The organism is Leptolyngbya sp. FACHB-541, assembly GCF_014695875.1.
In the GTDB taxonomy this organism is placed as follows: domain Bacteria; phylum Cyanobacteriota; class Cyanobacteriia; order Elainellales; family Elainellaceae; genus JAAUTN01.
In genome coordinates this window covers 1-14,401 of the sequence record NZ_JACJPC010000073.1, presented here as the reverse complement: position 1 = coordinate 14,401, position 14,401 = coordinate 1, and the positions used below count along the sequence as shown (strand labels likewise).

The 14,401-nt window shown below is 48.1% G+C and carries 13 protein-coding genes and 1 riboswitch; of the genes, 5 read left to right on the top strand and 8 right to left on the bottom strand.

What is annotated here, in order from left to right; translation table 11 throughout:
- Positions 1 to 202: 202 nt before the first annotated feature.
- Complete coding sequence (locus H6G00_RS16590; protein WP_190643374.1) at positions 203 to 1,402, top strand: site-2 protease family protein; 1,200 nt, start codon at positions 203 to 205, stop codon at positions 1,400 to 1,402.
- A gap of 61 nt (positions 1,403 to 1,463) precedes the next feature.
- Here H6G00_RS16590 and H6G00_RS16585 read toward each other — a convergent pair whose 3' ends face one another.
- From H6G00_RS16585 to H6G00_RS16565, 5 genes are all read right to left on the bottom strand, one after another.
- The gene (locus H6G00_RS16585) at positions 1,464 to 2,180 is read right to left on the bottom strand and encodes a biotin/lipoate A/B protein ligase family protein (RefSeq protein WP_190797605.1); all 717 of its coding nucleotides are present in this window, start codon (positions 2,178 to 2,180) and stop codon (positions 1,464 to 1,466) included.
- Positions 2,180 to 2,650 (bottom strand): YbjN domain-containing protein, encoded by a 471-nt coding sequence (locus tag H6G00_RS16580; protein ID WP_190643376.1) that lies wholly within the window; start codon positions 2,648 to 2,650, stop codon positions 2,180 to 2,182. Before H6G00_RS16580 ends, H6G00_RS16585 begins: the two co-directional genes overlap by 1 nt.
- 305 nt (positions 2,651 to 2,955) lie before the next feature.
- Entirely contained in the window at positions 2,956 to 4,029 is a 1,074-nt protein-coding gene (locus tag H6G00_RS16575; protein WP_190797604.1) for a class I SAM-dependent methyltransferase, read from the bottom strand.
- 470 nt (positions 4,030 to 4,499) lie between these two features.
- Entirely contained in the window at positions 4,500 to 4,865 is a 366-nt protein-coding gene (locus H6G00_RS16570) for a VOC family protein (protein WP_190643378.1), read from the bottom strand.
- Between the two features lie 292 nt (positions 4,866 to 5,157).
- Positions 5,158 to 5,547 carry an EthD domain-containing protein gene (locus H6G00_RS16565; protein ID WP_190643379.1) on the bottom strand — a complete coding sequence of 130 codons (390 nt, stop codon included), beginning with the start codon at positions 5,545 to 5,547 and terminating at the stop codon, positions 5,158 to 5,160.
- 257 nt (positions 5,548 to 5,804) lie between these two features.
- Here H6G00_RS16565 and H6G00_RS16560 point away from each other — a divergent pair, with 257 nt between their 5' ends.
- The 3 genes from H6G00_RS16560 (at position 5,805) to H6G00_RS16550 (ending at position 8,038) form a co-directional block, all read left to right on the top strand.
- The gene (locus H6G00_RS16560; RefSeq protein WP_190797603.1) at positions 5,805 to 6,698 is read left to right on the top strand and encodes an AraC family transcriptional regulator; all 894 of its coding nucleotides are present in this window, start codon (positions 5,805 to 5,807) and stop codon (positions 6,696 to 6,698) included.
- Between the two features lie 22 nt (positions 6,699 to 6,720).
- On the top strand, positions 6,721 to 7,563 hold the full coding sequence (locus tag H6G00_RS16555) for a helix-turn-helix domain-containing protein (RefSeq protein WP_190797602.1): 843 nt from the start codon (positions 6,721 to 6,723) through the stop codon (positions 7,561 to 7,563).
- 85 nt (positions 7,564 to 7,648) lie between these two features.
- Positions 7,649 to 8,038 (top strand): VOC family protein, encoded by a 390-nt coding sequence (locus H6G00_RS16550; protein ID WP_190688670.1) that lies wholly within the window; start codon positions 7,649 to 7,651, stop codon positions 8,036 to 8,038.
- Between the two features lie 254 nt (positions 8,039 to 8,292).
- On the opposite strand, the gene H6G00_RS16545 is transcribed toward H6G00_RS16550, so the two are convergent.
- A complete protein-coding gene (locus H6G00_RS16545; RefSeq protein WP_190797601.1) occupies positions 8,293 to 8,676 on the bottom strand; it encodes a hypothetical protein in 384 nt (127 codons plus the stop codon).
- Between the two features lie 269 nt (positions 8,677 to 8,945).
- A riboswitch (Fluoride riboswitch) is annotated at positions 8,946 to 9,013 on the top strand.
- Positions 9,014 to 9,112: 99 nt separating this feature from the next.
- On the opposite strand from H6G00_RS16545, the gene H6G00_RS16540 reads away from it, so the two are divergent.
- Positions 9,113 to 10,735 (top strand): cation:proton antiporter, encoded by a 1,623-nt coding sequence (locus H6G00_RS16540; RefSeq protein ID WP_190797640.1) that lies wholly within the window; start codon positions 9,113 to 9,115, stop codon positions 10,733 to 10,735.
- Here the strand turns inward: H6G00_RS16540 and H6G00_RS16535 are convergent.
- Both H6G00_RS16535 and msrA read right to left on the bottom strand, forming a co-directional pair.
- Positions 10,710 to 13,007 carry an FdhF/YdeP family oxidoreductase gene (locus H6G00_RS16535; RefSeq protein ID WP_190797600.1) on the bottom strand — a complete coding sequence of 766 codons (2,298 nt, stop codon included), beginning with the start codon at positions 13,005 to 13,007 and terminating at the stop codon, positions 10,710 to 10,712. The genes H6G00_RS16540 and H6G00_RS16535 overlap by 26 nt on opposite strands.
- Before the next feature lie 383 nt (positions 13,008 to 13,390).
- Complete coding sequence (gene msrA, locus H6G00_RS16530) at positions 13,391 to 14,050, bottom strand: peptide-methionine (S)-S-oxide reductase MsrA (protein WP_190797599.1); 660 nt, start codon at positions 14,048 to 14,050, stop codon at positions 13,391 to 13,393.
- Positions 14,051 to 14,401 lie beyond the last annotated feature (351 nt).

Sequence of the window (14,401 nt, the reverse complement as noted above, 5' to 3'; positions counted from 1 at the left end):
CCTTGTAGGGGCAGTTCGCGAACTGCCCCTACTTGTTTATTTGGGAGCGATCGCCAATTTTTGCTCTCGGCTGCGTCAGACCTGTTTTCAGTAAGATTGAGGAAAGGTGCGACCCAGGCGAAGGCTTAGTACTGTTTACCTGAACCTGGTGCCTTAAATTGTGCGTCGCTATGGGCACCGTAGGCAGAGTCAGGAAGGTGGCATGAGAACAGGTTGGCAAATTGGTTCTGTATTGGGCATCCCGCTGCTGATTGACTCGTCATGGTTCTTCATCCTGGCGCTGGTAACGTTTTTTTACGGTTCGTCGCTGCAAGGAGGCGAACTTAGCCCGACAGCAACCTGGATTGTCGGATTAGTCATGGCATTATTGCTGTTTGGGTCGGTGCTGCTGCATGAATTGGGACATAGTTTGGTAGCGCGATCGCAAGGCATTATCGTCAACTCCATTACCCTGTTTCTGTTTGGTGGGGTTGCCTCTATTGACCAGGAGTCAAAGACGCCGGGGCAAGCTTTTCAGGTGGCGATCGCTGGACCATCTGTTAGTTTTGCAATCTTCTTACTGTTGACACTCATTAGTCAGTTTGCTCCACTGAGTGAGCCGTTTGCTGCTGTTTTGTCTGATTTGGCAGGTATTAACCTAGTTCTGGCGCTGTTTAACATGATTCCAGGCTTGCCTCTAGATGGGGGTCAAGTTCTCAAAGCAGCTGTTTGGAAGCTGACCGGAAGTCGCCACAAAGGCGTTCGCTGGTCTGCCAGAACTGGACAAGCGTTAGGTTGGGCAGCGGTCATTTTTGGCATTACGGCTTACCTGAGCTATAGACGACTTGATTTGCTGTGGCTGGCGCTGTTGGGTTGGTTTGGAGTTCGCAATGCTCGTGCTTACGGTCGCGTGGTTGATTTGCAGGAAGCGCTGGTTAGTCTCACCGCAGTAACCGCTATGACCCGTGAGTTTCGCGTAGCGGACGCAGACATGACAATTCGCCAGTTTGCAGACAAATATTTGCACGAAGAATCAGACCTAATCGTCTACTACGCTGCTTCGGATGGTCGCTATCGGGGCATGGTTTCCATTGGAGATTTGCGTTCGGTTGAGCGTGGTCAATGGGAAACTCAACCCTTACACAGCGTCGTGCATCCCTTAACCGAAATTCCAACGGTGCAGGAGATAACTCCTTTGACGCAAGTGATTGATACCTTAGAAACTCAATCTCTTCGTCAAATTACGGTGCTTTCTCCCGCAGACTCCGTTGCTGGCGTGATCGACCGGGGGGATGTCGTTCGAGCGGTTGCTGACAGACTCAACGTGCCAATTTCTGAGGCAATCATTCGCCGGATCAAGGAAGAAGGAGCTTACCCACCAGGGTTACAGCTTCAGGCGATCGCCAAGGCTGCGGTTGAGTGAAGGGGTTAGGAGTGAGGGGCTAGTTGCTTACTGGTTCCCAACCTTTGGGAAGTAAGCAAGCTTACGGTTCAGCTAAAATCTCCTGCCATTCTTTCTGGGAGAGGGGCTGTGGAGTGAGGTGAATTTTGAAGCACTGCTGAGCTGAAGCCGTCAATGCTTCGATAATGGTTTCTTTTGCGTAAGGGAGAGAAGCGATCGCCTCTTCAACTTCAAAAACTTGCTTAAACAAATCTGGGTCAGGGTTTAGGCGAATGGAGCCATGCTGAAGGGTAGCTCCGTTGCGGTGAAGCTGAGCGCTACCGATTAGCTTTTTCCCATCGGGTAAAACCAAGTCAGCTCCGGTGGCAGTGCCAAAGCAGTTGGGGTTGTGGATGTAGCCACGTCCAGCTTCGCCAAAATGAAGTTCTACATTGAGCGATCGCCAGCCCTGAATTAAAAATTGGCAAATTTCCTGGTAAACCTGAATTCGGCTACCCGCAATGCCCGAAACAATCACTGCATAAGTCAAATCGCCCTGGTGCAAAACCGCCCGTCCACCCGTAGGACGACGCACCAGGTCAATTGGTTTGTCTCGCCAATGCAACTGTTCCCAGTGATCAGGATAGTGCTGCTGATGATAGCCCAGCGAAATCGCCGCAGGTAGCCAGGTATAAAACCTCAGTGTGGGTGGATGCAGCACTAGCTGATGCTGTCTCAGCAGCCATCGATCTATCGCCATCTGAATTTTGCCGGGTGCCTCAACTGGCGGGATCAATCGCCAATAGGGGGCGATCGCCATTAACCGCCAAACTCAGCTACAAGCGCCTCATCATTATCGTTAGCCACAGTCGCTACCACCGTAATGTTCCGAGACACCTCGCCAGGGGACAATTCAGCCACCGTCCGGGTAGAATTCACCACCACCTGGTCACCGAAAATGCTAAAACGAGCCTCAAAGGTATCCGACCAATTCATCTTCAATAGCTTTTGCATCAACTGCGCTTCATTTTTTGCAGGCAGTTTTAATACCGTCGCCCAAACCGTAAAAGTATCTTCGTCCGTTAACCCAGTCAACTGCACAAATACTTCAACGGTTCCATACTGAAACTTCCACAGATGACCCTGCTCACTCTGACTCACCATTGCACTCTGGTCTTCTTGCAAGCTAGAGATAACGGTCTCAATTACCTCTAGATGGTTAGCTGTCACCAGATCTTCGCTAACAAGACTCTGGTCGGTGTCAGATTCGGGAGGTCTGTAAGTTGTCATAATCAGCGTTTCCCTTGTACCAATAGCTAAGCTGAAAAACTAAAAAAGGCTCAGGTTAATGCAACCTTGCATCAACTGCACCCATCCCAACTCTAGCCTTTGTCAGCTCTATCAGCCTTAGCTCTGCGAATTTTTTTACGTTTTCCCTTAGGAAGAATGCCTCATTCCTGCTTCAACTGAAGTGAAAAACGCTTGGAACATTTTTTCCAGTGGCTTACATGAGAAGCATGAACTCGGCTCACGCTCCTCATGTGGACTTTCTCCATCGAAGCTGCATAGGAACAACTTGGGGAGAGACAGAGCCTTTAGGAAGCTGGCTTGTGAGCAATCCAGTACTTACTCATAAAGTGAACTTCAGTGGTAATGCCTACAAATCCTACCTGCTCTAACCGTCCAACCATGTCATCAGTGGTGTAATGACGATAGTAAGGTTCATGGAACATGTCCGGAAATCCTTCCATGAGTGACATTAAATCAGGTGAATCACTGACCTGAATCGAGTCACAAATGACAAAAACACCACCAGGTTGCACGACTCGAAAAGCCTGCTCAATCACCCGTTGACGAACTGCAGGCGGCAACTCATGGAACAGGAAAACAGAGGTTACTGCGTGGAAATAATTGTCCAGGTAAGGCAGCTCTTCAGCGTTTGCCTGAAGCAATTGAGGTAGCTCTCCAGGATTCTGAGACAAAAGCTGATTGGCTTTACGCAAATAGGCAGGTGACAGATCTGTGCCAAACAGAGACGCATCGGGCAACATGCCACGAATTAGCCGCAGTGTACGCCCAGTCCCGCAAGCTACGTCTAACACTCGAATTTGATGAGGAGGAGTTTGGGTAAACTGCTCCAATCCCCGCTTGAGCGGAGCCAAAATCCGCCGTCGCATTGCATCGGCAGAGCCATTGAACAAGATCTCAACCTGCAAGTCATACAAATTTGCAGACATGTCGCTCAAGTAACCATCTGTCTGGTGATGGAAGTTTTGCAGGTAATAGCTGGGATAACCCTCGGTTTTAACTTGAGTCGAAAAGTCTTGATGACGTTTTTGGTTGGCCCGCTCCCAAATCTGAGGCATATCTAGGCAGAGGGCAGGATAGTAACGGAAGAAATCTTCCCAGGGGTTGTCGAACAGCAAACTTTCAGGATAGATGCCTTGCTCCGCATCCTGCCAGTCTGTTTCGAGTAACTGGTTGAGTCGCCGTTGGATTTTGAGCAGCAGGTCAGCTGAAAGCGGACTAGGTTGGCGATCGCGAGGTGGAGCGATTAAGCTCAACAGCTGACTACTGAGAGTCTTGTGAGCCAGCCCAAAGTAACTTTTGCCTTGCTGAAACGTCTGATATGCCAGTTTCGTGAGAGGTGCAGCTAAAGGTGCAGCCATGGGATACCGCTAAATTAAAAAACAATTGTTTACTTATGAATAATTGTAACGAAATAATTGCAGGACTCTCCACGTCTTAGGATGGAAAGTTAGACAGATAGAACCCTCAAAATTACTCTGGTTCAGCAATATAGCGTAGGGAATTAAGCAAGGAATCTGAGAGCCTGAGAGCTAATCGTGTGAACTATGAGCTTAGATAACTTCGGGTGCCTCTCATGATTTCAATTGCAGTGCTGACAGTAATGATGGTTGGGACAACTTACGCTCTGTTTAACACCCGCGCCTTGGTGGAGTAATATCTCGCTCTTAAAATTCTGCTTTTAGATCTTCAACCAATTCAATAGTTAAAAATCGGGGGGCATCTTACAAAGCAGGATATCCCCCGATTTCTTGATGTACAGAAAGAAATCACTGAGCTAGTAGTTCCGGGTTTACCCTCAGTGCCTTCGATCGCCCTTAAAAGCCCACACCTATTTCGCCTCAGTAAGCTCAATCACATTGCCATCTGGATCGTGAGTAAATAATGCAGCCCGACCCGATGCGCTCGTTTGTACATCCAGTCCACAAGCTTTGAGATGCTCCTTAGCAGCCTGTAGGTCATCGACTGCAAGGGCAACGTGGTGGTTGCGCCCCCATTTCTCGGCATTGTGGAGACCGTTAGAAAAGGTTGAATCGACGATCAGGTGAATTTGCGTATTACTTACCTGATACCAGGCTCCAGGATATTTAAGCTGGCGATCGACCTTGGGTAGTCCCAACACGTTGCCATAGAAGTGTTCGGCTTTCTCCAAGTCAGAAACTAGAATAGCTGCGTGAAGATAGTGGGTAATTTGCATGGGTCTTCCTGAACAGGGACTGCTACAGACGACGAACAATCGGTGAAGGCTGGTTTGGTTTAGCAAGCGGCCCTGATTGATCGTATCCAACAATTGCATCGTCTGGTGCAATCAGAAGTTCGCTGTGGAGTTTCCAAATGATGGAATTACGGTTTAGCAAACAGCGCTGCTAAACCGGGGTGTGGTTTCAATGGCAGGATCTCACATGTTAAGACACCTGCTTGCCGTTGGGAACTAAGCGGCGATCGCCTGCATCGCTTCTAAGTCTGGAGCTTCACACAGAGGTACATTTTTAGGAGAAGTCAAAGACAGTATGTTCTTCGGTGAGAAACGCGCAAGATTGGGAGAAGTCAACAAAATTCACCTCACCCACGGTCGGATCTGTGATGTACTGTTGTGCTGCTGCTTGACCCTCAGGAGTACTTACTGCTGCTAAAAAATCGTCCATACTCTCCCACCAAATCTCAGTAACGCCGTCGTAGATAGCCGTATTCAGACCGCGAGACTTGGCGATCTCTGCATTAATGGGAGTATTGAGCGTGTGGCTTTGAATGTACTTCTTTGCTTGCAAGGTTTGAGCGAGACTGCGAATAAACGGACCGTGGACATCTCGCCAGAAGGTATGAAATTCTTCATCACTCAAGCCAGCCTGTTTACGAATGCAGTATACAAACTTGATCATAGAATTCTCCAGGTTAATGGGTTAAAGGAGGGGAACCCTTTCTGCAATACGGCAAACAATCGAACAATTTTTGGCATGACGGCTGTATTCCGTTTTGGGTCGCTTCCATCGTGATGGATTTGGCGGTACACTTCTTCCAGAATTTTGCGTTCTTTTCAAATTCTTGCTGAATTCTCTCAAAATCCTTTAGCTGCCATAATCGCTGGTCTAATCTGCTCCATAACAATCTGCTTGTTCTAGCTTGGAGAAAAAGTACTATGTCTCTGCATCAGAGAGAAATTGGTGGTCAAGCTAAAGTTAAACCTCATGCTGAGCATCCTGCTGAATTTGTCCTGCTGTCGAGTGGAACAGCTGCGTGGGATGGAATTTTGCTGGAGCACCTTAGGTTCCCGCCTCTGGATATTTCAGATGTTTGTGCAGTCAGACATCATCTCACTCTGCAACTGAAAACGCCTAGAAAGGTTGAATTAAAAGCCAACGGCAAATTTAATAGCCAACAGTTGTTGCCGGGAAATGTTTGTATCACGCCCTTTCATCATCTTCACGCTATCCGTTGGAAAGATGAAATGGAAGTGCTCTCTTTGACTTTGGAGCCAGAATTTGTTGCTCAGGCTGTTCAGGAGCCAGTGAATGCCGATCGTGCAGAACTAATGATGTATCGAGGGCAAAAAGATCCTTTAATTCGAGAAATTCTCTTGGCTCTAAAAACAGAGCTTGAAACAGGTTGCCCATCAGGGCGGTTATACGGTGAAGCAATGGGGACAGCTCTTGCTGTCCACTTGCTCAAACGGTATTCAACGGCGCAATCAGCTTTCACTGCCTATGAAGATGGGTTGCCACAATACAAATTGAGTCAGGTTTTGGAGTATGTTCAGACTTACCTCGATCAGGACATTAAGCTGGTAGATTTGGCTGAATTGACTGGAACGAGTCAGTATTATTTTTGTCGATTGTTTAAGCAATCGATGGGTGTCCCACCCTACCAGTTTGTGTTGCAGCAGCGAATTGAACGAGCAAAACAGTTGCTTCAGCAGAAAGAACTGGCGATCGCCGACGTTGCTCTTTTGTGTGGTTTCAAGAACCAAAGCCATCTCACCACTCTTTTTCGCAAATATACAGGGGTAACCCCAAGGGTATTTAGAAACCTTTAGAAGGTGTAAATTGAGTGCAGGTATGATTTACCAGACCTATCAGCCCAGATTGGCTTGTGGTGCAACTCTAAAGGAACCTCCTCTCTCACAGTTTGTCGAGTTTCTGTGGTTTCGGGCAGGAGAAAGCCCATCAGAAACACAATCACGCCTCCTGCCGATTGGCTCAATGGAACTGGTGATCAATCTGCATGAAGACAAGATTCCGCTTTTTGATTCCCACAGTCGAGCGAGATATGGCAGCACAAGCGGTACACGGATTTGTGGTGCTCACTCTAAAGGCTTTATTATCAACAACGACCGGCGAGTTGCGGCGATGGGAGTACACTTTAAGCCTGGTGGCAATGCTGCATTCTTTAAGCTTCCGGCTGGGGAGTTGCACAATCAAATTATCTCGCTAGAGGAACTGTGGCAGGGGCGTGCCACAGAATTGCGAGAAAAACTATTGGAGACACCTACGTTATCAACTCGTTTCCTGGTTCTGGAACAGTTTCTCCTAACAATGATGCAGTCACCTGAACGGTGCCCTGCTGTGGATTTTGCTTTACGGGAGTTCAAGCGATCGCCCATTTCCCCCGTCAGAACTGTAACGGAGCAAATCGGGTTTAGCGATCGCCACTTCAACCAACTCTTTCGCGATCAGGTCGGATTAACTCCTAAACGGTATTGTCGGGTGCAGCGCTTGCAGCAAGTTCTCCACCTGCTAAAAGGTAAAAAGCAAGTTGATTGGATGGAGATTGCATTTACCTGCGGTTACTTTGATCAGGCACATTTTATTCACGATTTTCGGGCATTTGCTCATTGCACACCCACTGAGTATTTAACGCAGCGAAGCTTTCATCCTTGCCACATCCTGTTGCCGACTTGAGGTCAGTTTTTTACAATCCTTTTCCATCGCTGATGCGCCACAATGATAGTCCTGATTCATCAGACTAGCGCTTTGAGGAGAATGTATGCAGATTACGGCTTCAGCGATTTCACTCAATGTTGATGATGTTAAAGCGTCTGCTGCCTTTGTTAAACAGCACTTCGGTTTTAACGAAGATATGTCTGCTGACGGGTTTGTGTCGCTTTCCCGTCCAGACGTTGGGTTTAACCTGATCTTCCTCCGAACTGGATTAGAGAGTTTTAAGCCAACTCACATGCGTGGACATCATGCAGATGGGTTGCTCGTTGCTTTTGTAGTGAACGATATTGATCGTGAATATGCTCGGCTAAAAGCTGAAGGTGTAACGATTACAACGCCAATCGAAACTGAACCTTGGGGCGAACGGTTCTTTCAGGTTACAGATCCAAACGGAGTTGTACTTCAGCTAGTTCAGTGGATGACCGAAGAAGTTTAAGATAGGACTTTGCGATCGCCCTAGCAGCAAGTGTATCAGCTTATCGGAACTGCTGGCATACCTGATATCAATTTGATTTGAAGACATTGCAGATGTGGGTAAGGGCGCACCGCAGTGCGCCCTTACAGAAATTGATGTGTCGCGGAGTTTGTTTAAACCAGTAAAACTCCAGACTAGAAATATAAGATGGGCGATCTGAGACGCGATCGCCCATTCCCTTGTGGCGCTACATGCTTTGTTGAGAGCGTTATTCTTTAGCGTCCCAGATTGTTCTGCTCAATCCAGTCCAGCACTTCTGACTCCGACTCGGCGTAAAGCGCTTTGCCCGTCTCTGGATCGTAGGCGTACCAAAAGATGGCTCCGTCTGCACTAATTCGCTCGACTGAGAGCTGAGAGGTTTTGGCGATCGCCTCCATCAACTCATTCCACTTCTGGCTCAACCACTGAATTAGAGACGAAGCTCCGTTTACACGACCTCGCTCCATTCCAAACTGTCGCTGCTCTCGCTCCAGCGAAGCCACTAATTGCTGATTTTGAGTAGCTCTGGCTACTGCCAAACGGTGAGCTAGGGAAGCATTAATGTTTGCTCGATGCCTAGCTAATATCTCCGAATCCTCAACCCGATATACATTAGCCATTTCCGTTCAATGCGTGTCTGAATAAATAAACGCAACCTCCACTCCTATAACTTTAAATCTTTTCTGTAGCTTTTGCTACAGAAAGTCCTGAGTCCATAACAAATTCCACGGGGTTACTAATCTTCTCATTACTAGGCTCTACCTGGTTGTGCTAATCCAGAGATCTGCCTCCTGCAACTCCAAGTCCGAGCCTCACTACAAGCATCCTTAAGTAGAACTTGGGAACGAAGCAAGAATTGCCTCATGATGGTATTGTTATAGCCAGGTTTTTAACCTTAGGCGATGGAGTTCGCCTTAACCGCCTCTTTCACAGGGGGCTGATGACTCCTACTTTTCCGGGTTGCGACGGAAGGGTAGGAAAGTGTCAAAAAGCTTGACTCGAAATTTCTCCTCCGTTAGCGGCTTACTCTTCACCCAGCAGCTTAAAAGGAGCGAGATGTTAAGCAGCATTCTTTGGATTTTGTTGATGGGCTTTTTTGTCGGACAGATTGTCCGGCGTTTAGGCGGACCGCCCCTGGTTGGCATGATTTTGGTGGGTGTTGTGCTAGGACCTCAAGTTGGCAATGTGCTCAGCCTAGATGTCTTGGCATCAGCAGACAGCCTGAGAACAATCGCCGTCATGGTGATTTTAATGAAAGCAGGATTGGGCTTAGATCGAGAAAAACTGGCGCAACAAAGCACGGTTGCCCTGCGGTTGGGTTTTCTACCTGCAACATTCGAGGCGGTGGCCATCGCCTTCACGGCTATTTTCCTATTCAACTTCGACTTTCCTACCGGCTTACTGTTGGGCTGCGTGGTTGGGGCAGAATCTCCCGCTGTAATTGTGCCAGGAATGTTGCGGCTCAAGAGCGTAGGCTGGGGTGTCACTAAAGGCATTCCTGATGCAATTTTGACCGGAAGCGCTCTATCTGATGTGCTGCTGCTGCTGATTTTTAGCCTGCTGCTCAATTTTTTGGGACAGGGAGCAACCGAAACCATCACGCTACCAGGCGGATTTACCCTGACCGCACTGCAACTGTTGCCCTTTCAAGTCATTCTGCAAATCGCTTTAGGAGTCCTGGCAGGATACTTTGCAGCACGACTGTTAGTTTCCCTGCTAACTCAGCAAAACTGGACTCAGACGGCAGTTCAAGACGTTTTGCTTGCGGCTGGGCTTGCTCTATTTTTGGTGATTGCAGCTACGGCATTTCCTTACTTTTCGGGCTATCTCGCTACGATGGCACTGGGGTTCTTTTTGATTGAACTGGATGCCCCATTAGCTAGACGGCTCCGAGGTGGATTTGATGGATTGTGGGCGATCGCCGAAATCTTCTTATTTGTCCTCATGGGAGCCAGCATTCAGCTACAGGTTTTAGGAAATGTTTTGCTGCCCGGTTTGTTGATTTTGGCGATCGGTACTCTTGTTGGGCGTAGCATTGGCTGGTATCTTTCAACGTTGGGAAACAACTGGAACTGGCAGGAACGTCTGTTTCTACTTCCTGGAAACTCCGCTAAGGCAACTGTGCAAGCAGCAATTGGTACAATTCCGCTGGCACAGGGAATTGAAGGAGGAGAGGTAATTTTGGCGATCGCTGCTCTCTCCATCCTGATCACCGCCCCACTCGGAGCCTGGGCAATTCCTACCTTTGCGCCAAAGCTGTTGGAGCGGGGAGAAGTTGATCCGACTAAGGTGAGCCTTGTTCAGCGCCCTCGATTGTTAGTGGCGATCGACACTTCTTTCCTGACAGGCAAAGTTTTATCTAAAGCCGCAGAATTGGCTCGGCACAGTGATGCAGAGGTGCTTGTTTTGCACGTCATTAACGTTTCACAACCGCAAAATGTAAAGCAATTGCAGACACAAACCCATCAGTTGCTTGCAGATATTCGCTATCAGTTTGTGACAACAACGGGCTCTGTTCCAGAGCAGATTATTCAAGTTGCTCAAGACCACAAGGCGACAGAAATCATCATGGGTAAACGAGGACATCAACCCTGGGAAAAAGTCCTCGTAGGCTCCGTTTCCCAAGCTGTTGTAGAAACCAGTTCAATTCCCGTCATGCTGGTTGAGAGTCGCCCGTAGTAGCCTGTGCATAGACGACAGCAGGCACTCGCTTAAAGGCTGGAGTGCCCGATCGCTCTTCAATTTGTGCCTTGAAAATCACGTTCACTTCTGGGTAAAACATCAGCGCTGCACCCTGTCGCACTGCGCCGTAGATTACTTCCACATCGGTTAGTTTTCCGGCATCTGCTTGCACGGTGACATGCTGATGTTCTTCTAAACCGATACTTTCTGCATCATGCCGATTCATTAGAATGCAGTTACGGTGAGGCATTCCTCGATATTTGTCGGCAATCTTGTAAACCACTGTGTTGTGTTGAGAGTAGCTGCGTCCTGTCATCAACGCCACAACGATCGCAGGAGTAGACTCTGACACTCCAAAATCTGTAGACTTTGGCAGAGCCAACTCAGGCAAAGGAGTCACAAACATCGAAGCTTTTCCAGATGGCGTGGAGAACTTCGGTTCTGTGAAAATCCGTCCGCTAATGGTAAATTCCTCCTGTGTCTCATCAATAGTTGCCATCTTTTCAAACCCTGGAATGGTTTGGGCAATCAGTTGCCGCACATATTTTGTGTCCTGGAGTTTGCGCCAATCTACCGGAAAGTCACCCTGAAGTCGATGTGCCAGTTCCGTCAAAAATTCTACTTCGGCAATCAGGTCGGCATCTTTGAGGTGAGTTTTACCTTCATCGTTGAGCCGTACAAAGTTGTTGCCTGACTCAACTGTTGTTTTGTGAGGATTCTCAAAGCGGTTTAGCACCGGCAGAATGATCGTGTTTTGCTTTGCCAATCCGTGAAAATGTCCTAGGTTTGGCTTTGTAGCAAGATAAATGATCGTGTCAACCTGACTCAGCGCCCGTTTCGCTTGGGTCAAATCAGGGTTTGCAGCGTAGAGGTTGCCGCCCAGACAAATCAGTGTGTCTACATTCCCTGCATCTGCTGCTTCAATTAAGGCGCGAGTGTCATATCCTTGAACCCGGCTAAGCGATCGCCCCAACAACTTCTCTAACGCCTGCTGAATTTCCTTCTTGAGCCTTATCGTCACTCCCATTGAGCCAAAGCCTTGAACGTTGGAATGCCCTCTAACAGGCATTAAACCTGCTCCAACTTTGCCCACATTGCCCGTCAGCAAAGCAGTATTAGAAACGCTATAAACGTTGTCTACGCCATTTTGGTGTTGAGTGATACCCATTGCCCAGGCAAACACGACTTGCTTGGAGGTACCAATCAGGGTAGCAGTGGCTTCAATTTCAGCTTGAGATACCCCACAGGTTTGAGTGATAGCTTCCCAGGACGTGGTTTGTGCCTGTTCAACAACTGCTTGCCAGCCTTCAGTGTGTGCTTGAAGGAAGTCCTGATGAATCAACCCTTTTTCAATCAGCGCTTTCTGAATGCCGACAAATAGCGCTACATCACTACCGGGAATCGGTTGCAGATACAGAGAAGAGATCTCGGAACCTGTAATCAGCGACAGCGGAAAAGCGGGAGAGCCAAACTTAACTAAACCAATCTCCATGACGGGATTGATCACGATTATTTTGCCACCGCGATCGCGCAGTTTAATCAACTCGTTCATCAACCGGGGGTGATTATACGAGCAGTTAGAACCCACTAGCACCACACAGTCTGCCTGCTTCAAATTCTCCAGGCTGACCATTGAAGTGCTGGTGCCAAACATCTGCTTTAACCCAAAGGTGGAAGGCGCATGGCACAGGTCAGAACAGTCCGCCAAGTTGTTGGAACCGAGCGATCGCATCAACAATTGCAGCAAATAAGCCGCCTCATTAGAAGACCGCCCAGAGCTATAGGAAGCGACTCGTTCAGGCGGTTGGTGAAACCCTGCCTCTGCAATCTGATAAACCTCCTCCCAGGTGATTCGCTCATAATGCGCTCTGCCTGCCCGCAAAATTACCGGAAAGCTGAGCCGCCCCAATCGATCTGCTTCCAGAGAAGTCAACTGCTGAAGCTGCTCAATTGAGTACTGATCAAAAAAGTGACTGGAGATTCCAGGCTGAATTTCAGCCGAAATGGCTTCTACACTTTTCATGCAGCGCTGGAGCTTTTCGCCCGTCTCATTGGTGAAACCCCCTTTCTGCCCGCCCGTGCCCCAAGAACACGACAGACAAGCGCTTTTATGCAACAGGGTTTGCCACAGTTTTGCCCCTTCTGGTGAAAGCGTATGTTCCGCCCAATATTGAATTACTGATAAGCCGCCCCCAATTTCTGGTGCTTCGCTGTTCGTCTCATGATCTGGGGGAATGGGTTGAACCGTTTGCTGTGGGTTGGTGTCCATGCGGCTTACCTCTCAGGTGACTTCGATACAATGACATCCCTGTAACCGAAGCTAGCGTAAATTTGAGGTTTGCGACAGGGATCAGTGGGGAGACTTAACGAGATGAGCGCTTAGATCTGTGGCTTCTCGAAGAAGTCGCAAATCTTGAATCCCTAAGTCAGCACCAATTGATTTAACGCAACTGGAATCTGGCGACAATCGGCAAATGATCTGAACGGCCACTATCGGATTGAACGGTTGCTGCGATCGCCTTCCACCACTGCTGATAGCGCATCAATTCCCCATCGTGTGGCAGGTTTCTTCCACAAAGTCATAAAAAAATCTGGAGCAGTTTGATGCTCCAGATTTTTTTATGACTCTTCTGAAATACTAGAGTTTAAAGTTTAGCCAGCACTGACTACCCCAATCGGGCAAGCAACCGAAGTTCCACCTAACCCACAATACCCATTAGGATTCTTAGCAAGATACTGCTGATGGTAGTCTTCCGCATAATAAAACTCAGGCGCATCCAGAATCTCAGTCGTAATCTCGCCGTAGTTTGCTGCGTTCAATGCTTGCTGGTAGGCATCACGAGAGGCTTCCGCGAGCTGCTTTTGCGCCTCTGAATAGACATAGATGCCAGAGCGATATTGAGTTCCAGTGTCGTTGCCCTGACGCATTCCCTGAGTGGGGTTGTGGCTCTCCCAAAAGATCTTCAACAGGGTTTCAAAGCTCACTACATTGGGGTCAAACACGACAAATACGACCTCGTTATGACCTGTTTTGCCGGTGCAAACTTCGTGATAAGTGGGGTTGCGTGTAATGCCAGCGGCGTAACCCACGGCAGTGGTAAACACCCCTTTTTGCTGCCAAAATTTGCGCTCTGCTCCCCAAAAACATCCCATACCAAATATCGCCGTTTCCATTCCGGGTGGAAAGGGAGGCTTTAAAGGATTGCCGTTAACATAGTGCTGTGAGGGTACGGAAATAGCTTCTGCTCTTCCGGGCAACGCCTCATCGGGCGTTGGCAAAGTTAGCTTTTTACCAAATCCAAATAACACCATTTGTTTAGGCTCAACTGAAGTATCTTTTTACCTTACTTAACTATAGCGTTTCTCAGTTAGAGCCGTTGTTTGTCATCGGTAATACTACTGCTTCACCTTAAACTCCAGAAATGGATGCTTTGGAAGTGGCTTGAGTTCTGAATCCAGCAAATTTCTTGTGCGACTAACATCCCCAAACCCCTTGCAAGTTTAAGTTGTCACTAGACAGCCTAGTAGGTTGGGTATTCAACATTCATTGAATATCCCTGATAAAAATTGGGGTAGCGCTCTGAAGGGCGCTACCCCAATTTTTATTTTGTCCATTCGCTTAGCTGAACTATGGGGACTGATTTGATTTTTGTGTAAGTGCGG